Genomic DNA, 16515 nt, shown 5'->3' with positions numbered 1-16515 from the left:
GTGTTTTCTTTTGTTTTGGAACTTCGTTAATTACCACTCACCTTTTCTGCTTGTTGCGCCATTTGCCCAGCAGCCTACTCGTGGCAAAACTGACCAAAGTACCCAGTGCCGCTGTCAGGGCTGTTTGCAACACATCCCCCAGGGAAATGCTGGCCCAGATGGAACAGAGGGTACCGCCTATGGCCGAGATGCGGATATTATTCACTTTCATCATCCACGCTCCTTTCAGCCATAGTTTTGGCCGTATCGTTTGCCGCATGCACATCAGCTTCCGATGGCGGTTTTCCGTCACTTACCTCCGGTTGGAGTTTAGCTTCATCCAATACCTTTTCTACGATCCCCAATCCCAGAGCCAGGTAGTTCAATACGTTGCCAACCTTTTCCGGTAGTTTAACAGGAGCCGCCAGCACCAGCTGCAGGACCTGTCCTATTTTGTTAAAGATTTTTTTCATACTTTTTGCATTTTCAGTATCCCTACCATTAATACATCTTTCGTTAAGCTAAGGAGATCATGGAATTGAAAGCCTTGCGTTCCGACTGTCTATCGCTGACGCGAGATGACGATAGCATAAATCATTGTCCGAGCATAGCGAGTTTGATTTATGCCGTCAGCTTGCTAAGAAGAAGGCCAAAGGAATGCAGCAACTAATTCCAGATCTCCAAAGCCTTAACGAATACTCAAATACACTTCATCCCCCATATCCCACAGGCTATACACCAGCGCTTTAAGCTTTGCTAATGCCTTGCCGCTATAATCCCCAGTACCTTCGCCCGTTAACGTCGTTACCGGCGCAATGCAGCCCTGCAATTCACGGAGTGCATTGTTGGCCGCATGGATCAGTATTGCTTCGCGGCCGAGCACCAGCGGGATGCCAATCTGCTCACCATGTTTGGGGTAGCGCCGTTTCTCCAACTTATATCGACCAATTGGAATACAGCTGATCCTTGGCGTATTATTTCTATCAGGCAGCTCGATTGTATGGCATATCTCTTCGCCTTGATAGCTGATGGTACCATTGGTTCCCCGTGCTCCATACTTTCGTAGGAGCAGCAGGGTGTGTTTAACAGCCATATTAGCTAATGGATAGTTTACCCAGGTAAACACTCGGAGAAGTCTTGATACCATCCTGATGACCGGTAAATACCCAGCCTTCCAGCGTGTCACCGGAGTAGCTAGTAGGCAGCTTGAAACTCATACTTGCTTCTTCGCGAGTCGCAGACTCCAGGATACTGAAGAAATTCTTGCTGCTGTTGTACATGAGCAGAATAACAGAATCGCCGGCGAACGCGTTAAGTTTGTTGAACTGCGGCTCCCATGTCAACATGATCTCCTGCGGAAAAGCTTCTGACCATTCTGCACCCATCAGCGTTGCCAATGAGCCCTTGGAAATAACGATCTTTGCATAATCTATTTCGAATGCAGGGTAAGTACCTGTTACGCCACCATAATTCAGGAGATATTGTAGCGCCTTGTTGTACCCTGTTGCTTTACTCTGCAATTTGTCCGAATAGCCCAGGTTGAGTAGATCCTTGATCGGCGAAAGAAAAGCTACCGCGGTTGCAAATCTTGCCCGCTGTGCGATCTGTCCTTCACTCGCTTTTTTGTTTGTAATCTTGGAGAGTGAGCGGACATAATCCACACCTCGCCAACTGCTTCCTATTACACTTCCTACTTTCCCAGAGTAGGCTCCGTGTATACCTTTTAAAAATCTTGCCATGATTATACATGTTTAAATAATAAATAGTTACGACTGTCATGAGCAGTCTTTGTTTTGCTAGCAAGAGCTAAATTAGCATGACTTTTTTCAGTAGAAGGATAAATGCAGGGATTGATATTACACGGGTGGAAATGCTGTCATTGCCTGTCAACTTTAACAGATCGGCAGCCCCCTCGGTAGTCCGTTGGGCCGTTAAGCGATCGTATTCGGGACGTATTCGGAAAAGATTGCAGACAGCTTCGACACAGCTTCGGCTGCTGTTCGGGTATTGTTCGGGTGCTGTTCGACTGGGAGTCGAAGCCGACTCGAAGCGTTGTCGAAGCCCACCCGAAGGAGCGTCGAAGATGTGCCCCAGCTGTGTCGAAGCAAAGTCGAAGGATAGCCAGACCGTCGCCGAACAGCTGCCGAAGCGTAGCGATGTGAAGAAACTTGCGTTCGCTTGTTCGCAAGAAATAACAAAGGAGCCTTTTGGCTCCTTTGTTACAACGCGCTAAATCCGCCCCTTACGCCTGCTCTCTTCCAGTTGCTGGTGTAAATCCGACAAGTAATAATAGTGCCGCTTGCCCAGTTTCCTCGGCCTGAGCTTTCCTTCGCGGACCAGTCGGTAATACTTCGATTCAGAGATACCCAATTTGTCGAGCACATCAGCGATATCAAGCATATGATCCAGTTCGGAAGGTATCTCCGCTGTTTCCGTAGATACTTTATTCATTTCTTCCGTTATATGCGTCAATATCGCTTTCAATAAGGAGGTTATGACCTCCAAAAGGTCACAAATGCGATTCATTAAATTTAACATAACCATGCAATTAAACATGCTGGTCGCCGAAACGAGTCACTTTGCACAATTGGCACTGTGCAGCGGCTCCATCACCACAGCGTTAGACAATACTTCTGTTTTAAGCCAGATTAAATTCCTCTTCCAATTTGCTTTCATCTAGCGTATCTATTATTCCCCAAAAATTATTGATGTTGTTGCGCAGCTCACGCGAGGGCGTGACCATTATTTTGAGCTTATCCTCCGGCAACAATCGATGTAGTTTCTCCTTGATCTCAGCGGTAAGTTCCAACATGGTGGGCCGATTTACGGGCACGCGAAAATAGAGCATATTGACATACACTCTCGCCCGTATTTTGACCAACCATGGATTTTCACGCAGTGCTTTGGTGGTTACCTCTATCCGACACAACTTTCCGTCATGCAGATAGACATCTGCCGTACGTTGTTGTTTATAGATGATCACCGCATTCAGGCATTTTATCGTGGTACTGTCTGTCTGTTCTTTATCCTCCCATTTACGCAAAAGGTAGACCATCAGTGCTAGCCGATCCCGATCGCGCTGCCACAGACGGAACAAGGTAGCCTGGGATTCTGATTTTGGCACAGGTGGGAGATCCATCGCTGTGGTTTGGACATTGTTTCCGGATAGCTGCCTTGGGCTCTTCACCAGTTGGTCGGTCACATGTTTAACAGAATCTCTATTTTCACCAGTTTCGGATCCACCTGCTACTAGCAGTGGCGCCTGATCTTGATCAAGCTGCTGCCTGGCCGCAGAAGGGATCTGGATCGGCGTCTGAACAAAGGATTGCCAATCGAGCAATACCCATTTTGGAAAGCGATTTACCAACAGTATATAGGCAGTCACTATGGGAAAGAAAAACCAAAAATCAGTGGTCAGATACCATCGTGATAGCAAGATCAATCCCGGCCTGTGCGGTAACAATACTTCCAGTACGACGCCGTGGATAGCTAGGACAACACCGGATGCGCAGAGCAGATAGATCACAAAATTTAGCTTGGTATTGCTACTGAACCGCTGCCTAACCACCAAGGCTGCATGTATGTAGCTGATCAGTATAGCGTAGACCAGCAACAGCAACACTGTACCAATCCATACCGCCATAAAGCGCTTACTCTGAATACGGACGAGCATCTCGCTGCCAGCAGAACCCAGATTGATGATCAAAGCAAGGATAAAGCACAAGAAAAAATGAAGTGGATAATAGCCTATTTGGCTCCATCGGGCAATACTAGTTTTTATTAAATACGGAAATAATCTTCTACTTTTATTTAAATTCTCCGATCGCATAAGGAATAAAAAATTGGTCTGGTGATTGGTTAAAACAAAACACTTACCTCAAATTTACAAAATTTCTTTAAAATAATACTAATTTCCCGGCGAAACATTCCGTCAAAATATACCAAATCCTGTCATATCTAACTAAAGAATTTGTTTTCTAGGGTTTTAGCTGATTTATTTGTGGTTTTACGTAACAGCAAAAATATGAAAAGAACATTTGACCAAGCAGGTGTCAACGACCTGCAGCTAAAAGTATTGACCCTTCCTTATGCCGAGCGCCTTCCTATCATCAACTCCGTCATGAGCGATTTTGTCGGCTTTATGCACGCCTATTTTGAGCTACGCGTCAGCCAGATCCAATATCTAAATACTATGTCGCTTGCACTCAAAACCGAACTTAGCATCGGGATTGCCGACAGCTGGAACAACGGCCAAGCCGTTGACTTCCAAAAGAACAGCAGCTCTGTCGATGAAGAAAAAGACACACCAAAGGACATCATCCTTTCACGATACAATTCATCCAGTGACCTACCTGTTGCGAACAGATTGTTGCCGACAGGTTATTTTTCTATCCGCATTGTTTATCGGCATACTGCAGGCAGCTAATCCACGTTTCTCCGAAACAGACGTGGCCTATTCCCCAAAAATACTAGCGCTATGCGGACCGCATCATTCAGGTTGATAGAAGAAGATATGGATTTTGTGAGCAAGAGTACGCTCACAAAATCTTTTCATCAGCAGTTGCCGGGTAGCCGGACCCGACTGCTATACCATCCACAAATTTGTTTGTTTGAGGAGTATCTGCAGACCGGCAATTTGGAGAGCTATTGCTATCATTTCGAAGTGCATAGCTCAACAACAATTCGTTTTGAAATATGCAGTCCGCAGACCCATCTGCTCTACCATCTCGCAGGGCGTGCTCCGATCCATTACCGCCAGCCACAGGTCAAAGACACCTTTATTTTCCGCCCGCGGCATGGTGCGTTTCTCTATGCCCCCGAAACGGAAATTACATTAAAATTTGAACCCGGAACCTATCACATTCAAGGTTTTACACTACCTTTGAATCTGCTTCATATCGGCGGGATTCCTGGCTTTGAGTATCTATCTAGCGTGATCGCAGCACATAAAGGCAGGCTTGCACAGTACCGAGTGAGCCTTGACTTTGCCGCTATGGAGCAGACCCGACAGTTATTTGCTGAGCTCACGAGGGAACTCAGCAAGAAGCCGTTGATACCCAAAAGTATTATACTTCACAAAATTCAGGATCTGCTCCTTCTGAGCAAAAATAAGCTACTCAAAGCGCAGGGTCTCCTGAGCCACCATGACTATTTGGCTCTACAGGCCCGAGCGCTGATCAGCAAGCGGATTGCAGAAACGGAAGAGCGGATTTTGATCGGAGATATTGCTGCTGCGCTACACGTTGCAAAAGATCAACTCAACAGATACCATATGCAGCGCTATGGCGAGACGCTATTGCATTTTCGCAACCAAGTATTGGCCGACAAGGCAAAGCATCTGCTGGATCGAAAAATGCCTGTACAGCTCGTTTCGGACTTTTGTGGCTTTGGTCAGATTTCTAGTTTTACCCGATTTTTCAAAAATGAGACGGGGTTATCTCCGACAGCCTATCAACAGCTGACCTTTAATTCCAAAAAGCGGAGGTAGGTTTAGATTCACGGATTTTGTCAAATCCTGATGCGCTTTATGTCAAATTATGCGCACCAGCGGTCGCTATCTTTGGATTATGAACCATATCCCCATAGGACTGGGTGAATTTATAAACAAAGAAGTATGATCAAGCAAGAGACTATACAGCGTACACAACGAGTCAGGGAAAATTCGCTAAATGAACAACCATTCGCCGCGGATATGAGCGCCCCACGTCGGCAATGGCCTTCGCAACTGGTGCAGCGAAAATATTCTGGCTTGGCGAAGATGAAACTTTTGCTTTCAGTGACCTGCTGCTGTGCTGGTCCTGTACGTGACAGGCACGGCCGTAGGTTTACCACATTCCCGTGTGGCGGTACGATACAGCATTTACGTGAAAAGGGCTGGCCTAATGCGGCGTTTCGGTCAGCCCGGCAGAATCTGTGAAACCGGATACATCCTGGATGTAGCTGATTAATAAACAAGATTTGACAAATTAAAATTTTGCAACATGGCTTTATTTCAATTGAACAATCAAAGCGCACCAGCAGACGAAAGTAGCTATTCATTAGCTTCCGGTACTCCTAGTTGTGTCGGCGACCAACGCATTTGTACAATTACTGCAAATGACAATGGTTCGGGACAACCAGAAATAGATGAAAATCTATTGAGCGAAATGGTTACCGCTTTGAATACGCACAGCAATACGACAAACGTTAAACTGAAAGCTTAAGCTCGCAAGTTTAATATTCTAAAGGCCGAAGTAAATATCTTCGGCCTTTCTGCATTTATTTAGCTAGGTTTTTGATAACAATTTTTTCAATCATTCGCTCCTCTTTTGACACTGTAAATCCAATTGCCTGCATAGTGTTTTTAAAAGACACATAGTCTGTAACCGCGCCGAGCTTCACTTTTTCACTCGTATCATTGACATCCAAAATAATAGGGGGAAAATCAGGATTGTTTATTTCTAACAATGTACAGGCCATTTTTATACCCATGCCGTCGCTAGGTTTATTACTATTATTTGCCGACCGCTTTGTTACCAACCATATTTCACTGTCTTCCAAAGCAAATGACACGTTCAATCTCATCCTGTTTGTCATATCGGCTACCAGCGCATTGACACGCTGTTCTTCCGTCCACGATAGTGGCCAAAAAGATTCATAGCAAAACCCGTGATCTTTTAACCATTGTGATTTTGATTCGGCTTGGTAATCCAAAAAATCTGTTTCATCTAAATCAATAAGTTTCACTCTTTCTTTTTTCATTAGGGGCAACTTTCTCACATTGGAATAAGCGTAGTACAAAGCCGGAAGAAGCGATACATTAGTCATTTTGTACCGGATCTTTTCTCCTATCGTATCCCTTTGATAAGTACTCGGTAGGCCATTCTTGTAAGCCGACAATGTGGACGTCAAATCTGCGTTACCATCAAAAAATTGGAGCTCCTCAAAATCATTCTTAATTGGCCATTCCTTTGTGGTTTTACCCGCCAAAATCTCCTCTATTGACTTTTTAGTAACCATATCACCAGCAGTAATAGCTATAACTTTTCCTTTGTAAATCCATACCACATGAGGATAGCCCTTATGTGGAAATAAATTTTTAAAAGTATTGTCTTCAACTACGACATCCAATTTGTTAGTTTTTGTGTATGCATTCTTTTTGAAGAAAATACTTACTACAGCTCTACTCTCCGGTGATATCGGAAGTATCTTTATCGTATTGCCAAACGCTACTTGCAGCCTATTATTTTTTGGAAAGGCTTCGATACAGGCCGTACAGTTGGTCATAAAAAAATCTAGAATAACCAAATCAGGTTTCAAGCTTGTAAAGTTTATTTCACCTGTTATCGCTTTCACCTTGTGTTGAACTTCAAATTTATCACCAATTTGAAGTGCGTTATTGTCTTGATCCTGTGCATATAAGTATACAGTATTAAAAAAATACAGGATTATTAGAGACAGCAAATTTATTTTCATTTTCATCTACCGTTGATTTTGTTTTATTAATGGATTAAATTCTATTACCTTTTTAGGGATTAGAAATGCATAGCGCAAATCATTTGGTTCTATCGAATAGACAACATTGTCGATTATTCGCCGAAAGGTCTTTTGAAATGCTGGATCTTGATTTAATCTTTTCATATCCATCCACCTTAAGTTGCGCATGATCAAAGATTTATTACGCTCGGCCAGCACTTCTTTCAAGACTAATTCCCTATCATCTGAACTGAAATCCAGATACGTATTTTTGACATATCTTGATCTTAATAATTTATTCAGGTATCCAATAGCATCGACTACCTTATTATTTCTCACTAACGCTTCCGACAAAGTTAAGTAGAGCTCATCTGTGGCAACCCCACAAAATGTCGAGGCGTTAACAGCGCCATCATATCTTCCCTTGAAGGCGTATGTACCGTTATTATTGCTTTTAAAATATAGCGTCCTTCGCAGATCATCATTCTTATAGGATTTGATTAGATTGGAATCGATTTTTGCTATAGTCGGATTAATACTGGCATTTGTAAAAGTGACTGCATGAAAAATCACTTCATCGTTAAAACGTGCAAAGGGCGCTGATGCCGTTTTACTCAGTGTAGTATAGTCAATCAGAACCGCATAAAGATCCAGTGCTTCTCTTGCTCTCTTTTCAGCTATCCCATAGTCGCCCATCATTAAACCCAAGCGGGCTAAGGTCGCTAAAGCAGCTGCCTTTGTCGGCCTCGTTTTAATCACAATTTTATCTGGAAGTAATGGTACTGCCTCTTCTAGATCTTTTTTGATCTGCTGATAGCTATCCTCAAGCGAAGACCGAGATTCAATATAGTCGATGTCTGGATTTAACCTTAATACCACGCCAAGGATGTTCTTTGCTTTGGCGGCATCATACCCCACAGTAAATACATTCAGGAGCTGCATCCATGCGTAAGCTCTAAAAAACAGAGCTTCGCCTTTAATGCGTTCATAATCTGTAGGGTTAACACTTCGATCAATATCCTTCAATAAGCTCAGTACCTGATTAGCAATGAGGACTACTTTATATGGAGCCTGCCAATGATTTGTGGCCAATTCAGCCATTGGATTCCATACATGGGCATTTCGGTCTTCACTATTTGCTATTGCGTTAAAATTGGCCGCGTTAAGGTAATAGTGATCAGAAGCAATATCCGGAATCGGAGAAAAACTTGAGTTCATCGTACTTCTATTATCGAGCAAGGCATCACAGTCTGCCAATGTTTTTGGTACGAGCATTTTTTGATCTGGCTTCACATCCAGATATTTATTACAACCTGCAAGTGTTAATAAACTGCAGGCTAGCATAAAAATAATCTTTTCTACTTTCATCTTAACTCTTCTTAAAATGTTACCTTATAATTCGACCTTAGCACCTAGTGATAATGTAAATGGTAGCGGAATAGCATCCCTATATTCAGGATCTATGTTGAGTTTGTTCGCTTTCCAAATAATCCAATTGATATTTTTTGCAAAGGCTGTCAGTGCAAGCGATTTACAAAAGCCCGATTTTGGTAATCGATAGGATAAGTAAAGGTCCTGCAGACGCAAATTATCTCCTTTGATGACCAGTACTTCAGATTTTTTGTAAAATTCATCTCGCAGCGAATTCAATGGATATTGTAATGATGGGACTACCGTTGTTAATTCGTCACCGGGCTTCTGCCATCTTTTCAAATAATCATCGTGCCCCACACGATTAAGCGCAAAGTCCATTTCAAAAAAAGATTTGCGAAACATATAGTGCCCCCATCGTGCCTGCATATTAAAAGCAAAGGAGAAGTTGCCGATTGAAAACTCGTTTTCCAGCGAGCCGTAAAAAACGGGGCGTCCAGGTCCGACATATTTCATGTTGTCTAGCGAACCGTATAAAATACCGTTATAGTCCGTAGACACTTCACCATTCAGATATCCACGCGGATCACCATTCTGCGGATCAAGACCTGCGGAAGCAAAAGCGAAGACTGCCCCCTCTTCAAATCCTTCGCGCAGGAAACCGCCTGCAGAACCCGAGGTAGTAACGTAGGTCGCCGGGCTTGACCATTTATAGGGATATCTGGCAACTTTAGTCCTATTTTTACTCAAAAGCAGCTTATTATTCCAGCTAAAGTTCCCATGACGGATGTTTTGGCTCATAACTGTGAACTCAAAACCTTTCCCACGTAATTCACCACCGTTCTTGGTAACCGATTCATACCCCATGGTAGGGTCAATAGGAATATTTGTGATCAGATCTTTTGAATTCTTATTGTAGTATTCGAATGTTCCAGAAATTCGGTTCCGAAAAAGACCAAAATCCAAGGCCAAGTTCATAGTCTGTATCTTTTCCCAGGTCAAACTTGGATTAGGCGCCGAACTTAGCGATCCATACGGCAAATTTGTATAAGAGTCTGCTCCATTATAATAAATAATTGGGTATGCACTATACGATGTATTGGCCCTACCAGCGAATCCATAGGTAAACCGGAGTTTCAACTGATTAATGTGATCATTTTTCGCAAACCGTTCTTTATCCATTCGCCATGAAACACCTGCTGACCATAGTGGCTGCCATTTGTTATTGGCTCCTATTCCAAATATGTTGGAGGCATCCTGACGCAGGCTACCTGATAGGATATACTTTTCTTTAAATTCGTAATTAGCATTAGAAAAGAAAGATACAAAGCGATTTTGCTGCAACATTAGATCTACTCCATCCTCAATCGTACTGCCACCATAACCTTTATTTAAAATCGGAAAAACCGAAGTATAATCTACAGGTAGGTGATTGAGATTTTCGCGGTTATAACCATATAGGATATTTGCATTTCTAGTATATTTCTTATCCCTTATCTCGCTGCCACCCAACAATTGTATGCGGTGTAACTGATTAGGTGAAAGCCAGCTGTAGTTTCCCTGAAAACGCAACGTATGACTTTCCGTATTATCATTGATGTAGTTCATACGATCACCAATAGGAATTGGTCTTTTTAATACACTATTATCATTCCACTGAGAATAAAAATTGATCATATTTCTTGCTGCGTAGGAGTCAACTCCTACCCAGTCTTCTATCGGATTTTGAAAATTCTGATAAATATAAGCTAGGTTAAGATTGAGGTTGTCGATCAATCTGTAGCTTGCCGAAAAATTGATCAGTAGATCTTTTGGATTGGCTAGTTGATGGTTCGCATCTATTTCCTTTAATGGGTTAAAATGCCAGTCCATTAACTTCCCGTTGCCAGCCGTGTCCCTATAAGCCTTTCGTATCGGCACAATATCCACATCTACTGGCTGACCATTATTATCTACCAGCTTAAGGTAAGGCCACTCACTTCCATTTGCATCTGATGCACCGTATGAGATTGTCTGTAAAATACTCTGGTCTCTGGCGTGTACCTTTGTGTATCTTATATCCGTATTGATCTCTAGGTTAGCAATAGGCTTGGCCTTAACCGAAGACCTGAACGTATATCTGTTATTTTTAGAGGCAATATTTTGATTTTTGTTGATATCAGTTCCCAAAGAGAATAAATAGGTGATTTTTTGATTGCCACCGGATACATCCAAATTATACTGTTGGAGGAATGAGTTTCTATAAAAATAGTTGCTGTAATCATCACGTACGTCATACCGCCTAAAATTTTCGATGGCATTGTCGACATCCTTTTGTATCGCATTTCCACTTCTCAACGCACCGAGCATTTCAATAACCGGGCTTACGGTACTGTAGCTATTCCTGTCATTCAAATAGTAATCATAGTAACCTTTATCAAATAGATATCTTTCGTAATCTATAAAATTGGGGCTGGACATAAATGGAAGCTTATAAATGTCAGGTCTGCCTGCAAATGTCAGATTAGACGTAAAATTTACCCTTCTAGGTTGGCTGTAGCTTCCACTTTTACTAGTCAGCACAATGACGCCACCCCCGCCGGCTGTACCCCAGATGGACGAAGCTACCGCATCTTTTAATATCGTGACACTCTCAATATCATTTGGATTAATATCACGTACATCACCTTCATAAATCGCATTGTCCAATACCACTGTCTGCTTAAATGTTCCTGATATCGCTGATCTACCGCGCATTAAAAGGTTGTTGGGCGGTGTAGCATTATATGGTGATCGGTCAGCAAACTGGTAATCTTTATCAATACGAAGGCTGACGCTTGCGTTTTCTAGACGGTCTAATATATTACCCCCAACGCGCTTATTTAATATCTTATTATTGATCAGCTCAAAACTCCCCGTCGCCCGCTCCTTCGGAATTTTTTGGTACCCGGTAGAGACCACCTCCACCTCTTCCAATTGATTCTCTAGTGGTATCAGTTTTATAGCCAATGATACTCCAGCACTATACGAAGTTTCTAAGCGCTTGAAACCGACATGGGAGAATGAAACAGTAACTTTAGGATTGGAGACTGTTAACGAAAAGGAACCATCATTTTTGGACGAAGCCCTACCCTTTTCACCTTGCACTTGGATGGACACTCCTTGGATGGGTTTTCCGTCTTTGGAGGATACGACAGTACCGCTAATGGATAACAACCCATTGGCCCCGCTGTCCTTGCGGGGCGTCTGAGCCGATAAACTAAACATATGAAATACGGTAACAATTACTAAAAGAGTCCTTAGGATTAATAGTTCTCTTAAGCTATATACTTTATTTATAATAAAATTATGTTGTGTATTTGCTAAATTTACGTACTGGGCTTGCTGTTTTGAACAGGCAATACTTCTACCAGTCCTTATAAAATTGTTCATTTTAAGGTTTTAAAAATGGTCATAATCTTTCCCTTTCCTCGCGGAGGCGATGGAATAGGTTATTAGAATAACTCGTAAAAATGTTCCGATATAGTAGTCTCTAATTGGTTACAAAGCAGATGATATATTTACAATGACACTTTTTCGGATGGTCATACAGACCTCTAACCTTAATAGAACTAAGGGGGATTGGGATTTTTTTGATGTTTGTTTTTAATAATCATAACTCACCTTTTAGGGTTATTTCGATGAGTCTCAAATAAGGTAAAAACGTGGGTTACTACCTTGCATTATTCCCCGGGTCTCACTCCTTCGAACTCAGCAGACGATAGTACCCACGCCTTTACCGTTGCTAATATAGCAAATAAAGGCATATGGGTGCAATCTATCGCTCTCGTGTTCGATTAAATTGTGAGACTTGGGAAACGAGACTCTTAAATTACACTAGCAGACTTAATAAATTATAAGTCAGTAAAATATTACAGCAAATATAGATATAAATATTTTACAAAAAAAGTAAATTAATAATAATTTTTAGCGTAAGTTTCTAACGGTATTTGTCTTATGGCAAACCAAGACAAAACTTATAATGAGCGTTTGGCGAACAGATTGCGTGAAATTATGAATATTTTAGGAATGACAGTATCTGGATTCGCTGAATTTATTGGAAGAGATTCATCACATATATACGGAATTCTAAATCTTACTCGACCATTTAGCGATTCATTCGCAGTTCATATTGGAAATAAACTCAGCATTAATGGGGCGAAAGTATTAAATCTAAACATTGCCATCCCTCAAAGTGTTTCTAAAACCGAAAGTGTGACTACCTTTAAAAATGAATACAAAGATGTTCCTGAATATTTCTTAAGCACAAAGAACGATAGAAGCATTGATTCCTTTATATCTGAAATTTTAATTAGATCAAAATTTTTGACAACACCTCGTTATTTAAATGAAATTGAGTTATTCATTAAATCAGAATATAATAAGACATTTATTGGAGATCAATTATCTAAAGCTCTTAGATATTCTGTAAGAAAAGGTGTATTAATGAGTGAAAAGAGACCAATAAGGTTAACGAATGGTAGCCTAGGGAAAAGGCAGGTAGATATTTATTGGGTAGAATAAAATTTGTGCAAAGTAACGTACATCATTTTTTAACAACCAATAAGAAAACTGAGAATTAAAATATCTAAGCTTCAGGAGAGTGAGGGATTGCCACCTAGCATTATAATCAATTGAAAGCTTGACAATTGCAATTTTCAAATTGAAAGATGCCACATATGGGACACACTCATCTATCTTGTTAATTCTCGTAAAATCTTAACTACAATAAACTAAGTTCTTTAAGCAAATATAAGCATTTTGAGGACAAATCCGCTAATTCTTAGATTTTTGTACTTTTTTCATTTCACATGAACCCCTCTCACTGGGGAGAGAGGGACTCCAGTCGAACACTTGATCCCTTTATTATCTTTCTTTGAAGGTATTAAATAAGACAAATTACTTATTTTAAAAGAGACCACCTCAAAAAAAACGGTCTCTTTTTTTATATTATTTTTAACCGTAGTTTATAACATAATTATAATCTTTTTTAATATAATTTAAACTCTTTGATCTCCTTATAATCAGAATAATCTACTGTCTGGTAATATTTGTCTTTTGAAAAGCTTTCGACGTGCTTCTCCTCTGACTTTTTAAATACAACTCCTTTTACACCGTTGATATCTTCCAATTCGACAGTCAGCTTTTTACCATATAGCCTAGAGTAAGCTGTACTAAAAGTCTCACACAGTGATTTTGCGTCATTTTCTGGAACTTTCGGCAGCCAGGTAACCATCCATTGGACCCTTTCGTCCACATGGTCAGTCATATCAAGCGCACAATGTCTCCAGAAACATTTCACTTCAGCAGCGCGGGCTTCACGGCCGAGCTGAACTAACCCTTGCAGGCATTCAATAGTGAGATGATAATGATTATTTTTGACAGCCGTACATCCCAAAAAGCCTAAATCCTCGATACAGCGATATAAAATATCTGAGTCCTTTAGGAGGATCGCTTCTTGCCCTATCTTTGTCAAATAATGGGCAAAATGGGTAAGATGTATTCTAAAAAACGATTCCCTCTCTCCTGTCTCAGGTTCATAAACTCCTTTCTGTGCGAGTTCCCGACAAAGGGAACCGATGTATAGTACACAGTCGCGGTTGGTCGACATAGCCGTCTTTGCATAACGAACCAAGATTCCAACAAATTCATTATATGGGGAAGTAGTTTGAAGTTTATTAATTGCCTTTTCCTTTAAAAAGTCACCTGTCTTATATACCAGCCCAGAAATCATTGGTACATTCTTGGTACCGACCACCTGCCCAAGAATAATTTCGAAGGTATCGGTAACCTGCTTATTCACAGAAAAACGGAAACCGGAACTGTAATCCGCATTTTTATTGTTGACAGAGAGATCCGTCAGTATAAAAAAATTATTGATAGCCTCTTCAAAAATAACACGATCACCATTCTTCAAGCCCAATTCGATAACATTGCAAAGCAAGGCAAATGGATCGTTCGGGATGACACTTGTATTATACTTCGTTGAAAAACTGTGCATTGGAGATTCTCCGGGTAGTGAAAGCTCCAATTTCTCCCTTTTTTCTTTTGATTTTGCTTCTTCAGCTTTATAGAGTTCAAGATATTGTTGAATATTGTTGTCCTTCAAACTTTTCTCCATATAAAGCAGTGGATTACATTCTTCAATTGAGATAATAGGAAGGAGAATAGCCCCATAGATTAGCAAAGGGATGCAAACTATACCTGCTGTCGGTACATAGGTTTTATTGATGATCAAATTGACAAGTGGAATGACTGCAATAAACACGACTGCATAACAATAGATAAGATGGCGGTTTGAAATCGATCGCAAGAGTGCTTTGTAGGGCGAAAATTGGTATTGCAAGAAGGAAAAGCTAATAGAAAAAGTTGCAATACCTATTCCTGTACTTACAAAGGCTATGTTATATGTTGCTAAATCTTTTAGGTTTGCAAAATACATAAGTACTACACTTAATAAAATAAAAGGAAGTAGCGCTAATAGCTTTATTTTAGAATTTTTTTTCATAAAATGTAAAGATTAAATTTCTTATCAGCAATTATAAAATATAATAGTAGGATAAGTAAAATTGCTAATTTTTCATGGTTTAAAGGTTTTGTAATTAAAGCTCAAAAGAAGAATTTTTTAACAACCTTTCAGCAAACAGATTATGGAGTAGAGATCAATCATAAGCTTACGTTATAAATACATGGAAAAAAATGAGATTGAATTTTATTTCAATATTCCTTTTTAATCAGTCCCAATTGTTTTGCTATATCCATTGTCATTTTGCTAAATGGCCTTTTGTGAATATCTTTATCTTTTGTATAATTCCCAATAATTACTCTATCAAAATCATTTTGACTTAATGATAATTTTGAAAAATTATTTTTTAGAGTTCTTTTGAAACTTTCATTATAAATTTGATTCTTAATGATCAATTCTGAAATGATATCCTTTTGTGTAGCATGTATTTCTCTGATAGAAAAAGCATCTTGCAATGACTTATATCCAGTAAGTGGTGCAGAGCTGTCATCAAAAACAATTTCAATACTGTCAATATCTTTCGTTACTAAGTAATCACATTCAGATGACTTGGTGATTGAAAAATTGAATTCTGATTTACTTAATTTTGAAATTTCGTCGGTATAAAGTTTAAAATTTACTAAATTCTTCTTTTTTCTCTTGTTGCATGATGAACAACAAGGATATAGATTAAATAATGAAATGCTTAAGTAAGGGAAATCATCTTTTGGATAGTAGTGATCAACTTCAAGTCTTGCATCAATTTTATTGGCAATTTTTGCAATAGAGACAGTTAGTTGCGAATTACAATAGATACATGATTTTATGCCTATGGATCTGAAATATTTTGGATAAAAATTTTTCCTTAAAGCAGTATAATTTAGAGCTTTTTGAATATGATCTGTTAGTTGGAATTTTAGCAATTTCCCATTCGGATCAGTAAGGGATGGCTGCGGCAATGGACCTGTTCTTTGTTTGATTACTTCTATTTCTAGAGGTGTTCTTGTCAAAAATGAACTGTCATTAAATAACTGAATAATACTTTGGAGATAAGTTATCTCATTTTGACTATATATAGTTTGGTCAATTGCTGTAAGTTTATTCAATGCGGAAATTCTTTGCGCATTGATTTCTGTCCTAAAAGAATTCTGAATATATTTGATTTTATTTGTGTGTAAAGGTATCAC

Annotated in this window: 16 protein-coding genes; 6 read left to right on the top strand and 10 right to left on the bottom strand. The window is 40.1% G+C overall.

The annotated features are described in order from the left end of the window. Nucleotides 1-197 precede the first annotated feature (197 nt). The 3 genes from VXM68_RS15925 to VXM68_RS15915 form a co-directional block, all read right to left on the bottom strand. On the bottom strand, nt 198-452 hold the full coding sequence (locus tag VXM68_RS15925; protein WP_367209331.1) for a hypothetical protein: 255 nt from the start codon (nt 450-452) through the stop codon (nt 198-200). A 215-nt stretch (nt 453-667) separates the two neighbouring features. Next, a complete protein-coding gene (locus tag VXM68_RS15920; RefSeq protein WP_367209330.1) occupies nt 668-1072 on the bottom strand; it encodes a DUF5675 family protein in 405 nt (134 codons plus the stop codon). A gap of 1 nt (nt 1073) precedes the next feature. Continuing rightward, complete coding sequence (locus VXM68_RS15915) at nt 1074-1718, bottom strand: DUF6266 family protein (protein ID WP_294350026.1); 645 nt, start codon at nt 1716-1718, stop codon at nt 1074-1076. A 77-nt stretch (nt 1719-1795) separates the two neighbouring features. Here VXM68_RS15915 and VXM68_RS15910 point away from each other — a divergent pair, with 77 nt between their 5' ends. Next, complete coding sequence (locus VXM68_RS15910) at nt 1796-2212, top strand: hypothetical protein (protein ID WP_367209329.1); 417 nt, start codon at nt 1796-1798, stop codon at nt 2210-2212. Here the strand turns inward: VXM68_RS15910 and VXM68_RS15905 are convergent. Next, a complete protein-coding gene (locus VXM68_RS15905) occupies nt 2209-2517 on the bottom strand; it encodes a helix-turn-helix domain-containing protein (protein WP_293957392.1) in 309 nt (102 codons plus the stop codon). The two genes, VXM68_RS15910 and VXM68_RS15905, sit on opposite strands and share 4 nt — an antisense overlap. A gap of 100 nt (nt 2518-2617) precedes the next feature. After that, nucleotides 2618-3808, bottom strand: coding sequence for a hypothetical protein (locus VXM68_RS15900; RefSeq protein WP_367209328.1), 1191 nt, complete (start codon nt 3806-3808; stop codon nt 2618-2620). A 195-nt stretch (nt 3809-4003) separates the two neighbouring features. Here VXM68_RS15900 and VXM68_RS15895 point away from each other — a divergent pair, with 195 nt between their 5' ends. The 4 genes from VXM68_RS15895 (at nt 4004) to VXM68_RS15880 (ending at nt 6182) form a co-directional block, all read left to right on the top strand. Next, nucleotides 4004-4405 carry a hypothetical protein gene (locus VXM68_RS15895; RefSeq protein WP_367209327.1) on the top strand — a complete coding sequence of 134 codons (402 nt, stop codon included), beginning with the start codon at nt 4004-4006 and terminating at the stop codon, nt 4403-4405. 51 nt (nt 4406-4456) lie between these two features. Continuing rightward, the gene (locus VXM68_RS15890; protein WP_367209326.1) at nt 4457-5467 is read left to right on the top strand and encodes a helix-turn-helix domain-containing protein; all 1011 of its coding nucleotides are present in this window, start codon (nt 4457-4459) and stop codon (nt 5465-5467) included. Between the two features lie 126 nt (nt 5468-5593). Continuing rightward, nucleotides 5594-5896: a hypothetical protein gene (locus VXM68_RS15885; RefSeq protein ID WP_367209325.1), complete on the top strand. Its 303-nt coding sequence runs from the start codon at nt 5594-5596 to the stop codon at nt 5894-5896. Between the two features lie 64 nt (nt 5897-5960). Continuing rightward, complete coding sequence (locus tag VXM68_RS15880) at nt 5961-6182, top strand: hypothetical protein (RefSeq protein ID WP_310081664.1); 222 nt, start codon at nt 5961-5963, stop codon at nt 6180-6182. A 55-nt stretch (nt 6183-6237) separates the two neighbouring features. Here VXM68_RS15880 and VXM68_RS15875 read toward each other — a convergent pair whose 3' ends face one another. From VXM68_RS15875 to VXM68_RS15865, 3 genes are read right to left on the bottom strand one after another with little or no spacing between them, the layout of a single operon-like run. Next, complete coding sequence (locus VXM68_RS15875) at nt 6238-7440, bottom strand: TlpA family protein disulfide reductase (protein WP_367209324.1); 1203 nt, start codon at nt 7438-7440, stop codon at nt 6238-6240. Then, nucleotides 7441-8802, bottom strand: coding sequence for a RagB/SusD family nutrient uptake outer membrane protein (locus VXM68_RS15870; RefSeq protein ID WP_367209323.1), 1362 nt, complete (start codon nt 8800-8802; stop codon nt 7441-7443). 24 nt (nt 8803-8826) lie between these two features. Further along, a complete protein-coding gene (locus tag VXM68_RS15865) occupies nt 8827-12051 on the bottom strand; it encodes a SusC/RagA family TonB-linked outer membrane protein (RefSeq protein WP_367209322.1) in 3225 nt (1074 codons plus the stop codon). 729 nt (nt 12052-12780) lie between these two features. Between VXM68_RS15865 and VXM68_RS15860 the strand changes: the two genes are divergently transcribed. Beyond that, nucleotides 12781-13347: a hypothetical protein gene (locus VXM68_RS15860; RefSeq protein ID WP_367209320.1), complete on the top strand. Its 567-nt coding sequence runs from the start codon at nt 12781-12783 to the stop codon at nt 13345-13347. Between the two features lie 466 nt (nt 13348-13813). Here the strand turns inward: VXM68_RS15860 and VXM68_RS15855 are convergent, their stop codons facing one another. Then, complete coding sequence (locus VXM68_RS15855) at nt 13814-15331, bottom strand: hypothetical protein (protein ID WP_367209319.1); 1518 nt, start codon at nt 15329-15331, stop codon at nt 13814-13816. A gap of 209 nt (nt 15332-15540) precedes the next feature. Continuing rightward, entirely contained in the window at nt 15541-16515 is a 975-nt protein-coding gene (locus tag VXM68_RS15850; protein ID WP_367209318.1) for a hypothetical protein, read from the bottom strand.

The organism is Sphingobacterium sp. R2, assembly GCF_040760075.1.
GTDB lineage: Bacteria > Bacteroidota > Bacteroidia > Sphingobacteriales > Sphingobacteriaceae > Sphingobacterium.
This window is presented reverse-complemented; position numbering and strand designations above follow the sequence as displayed.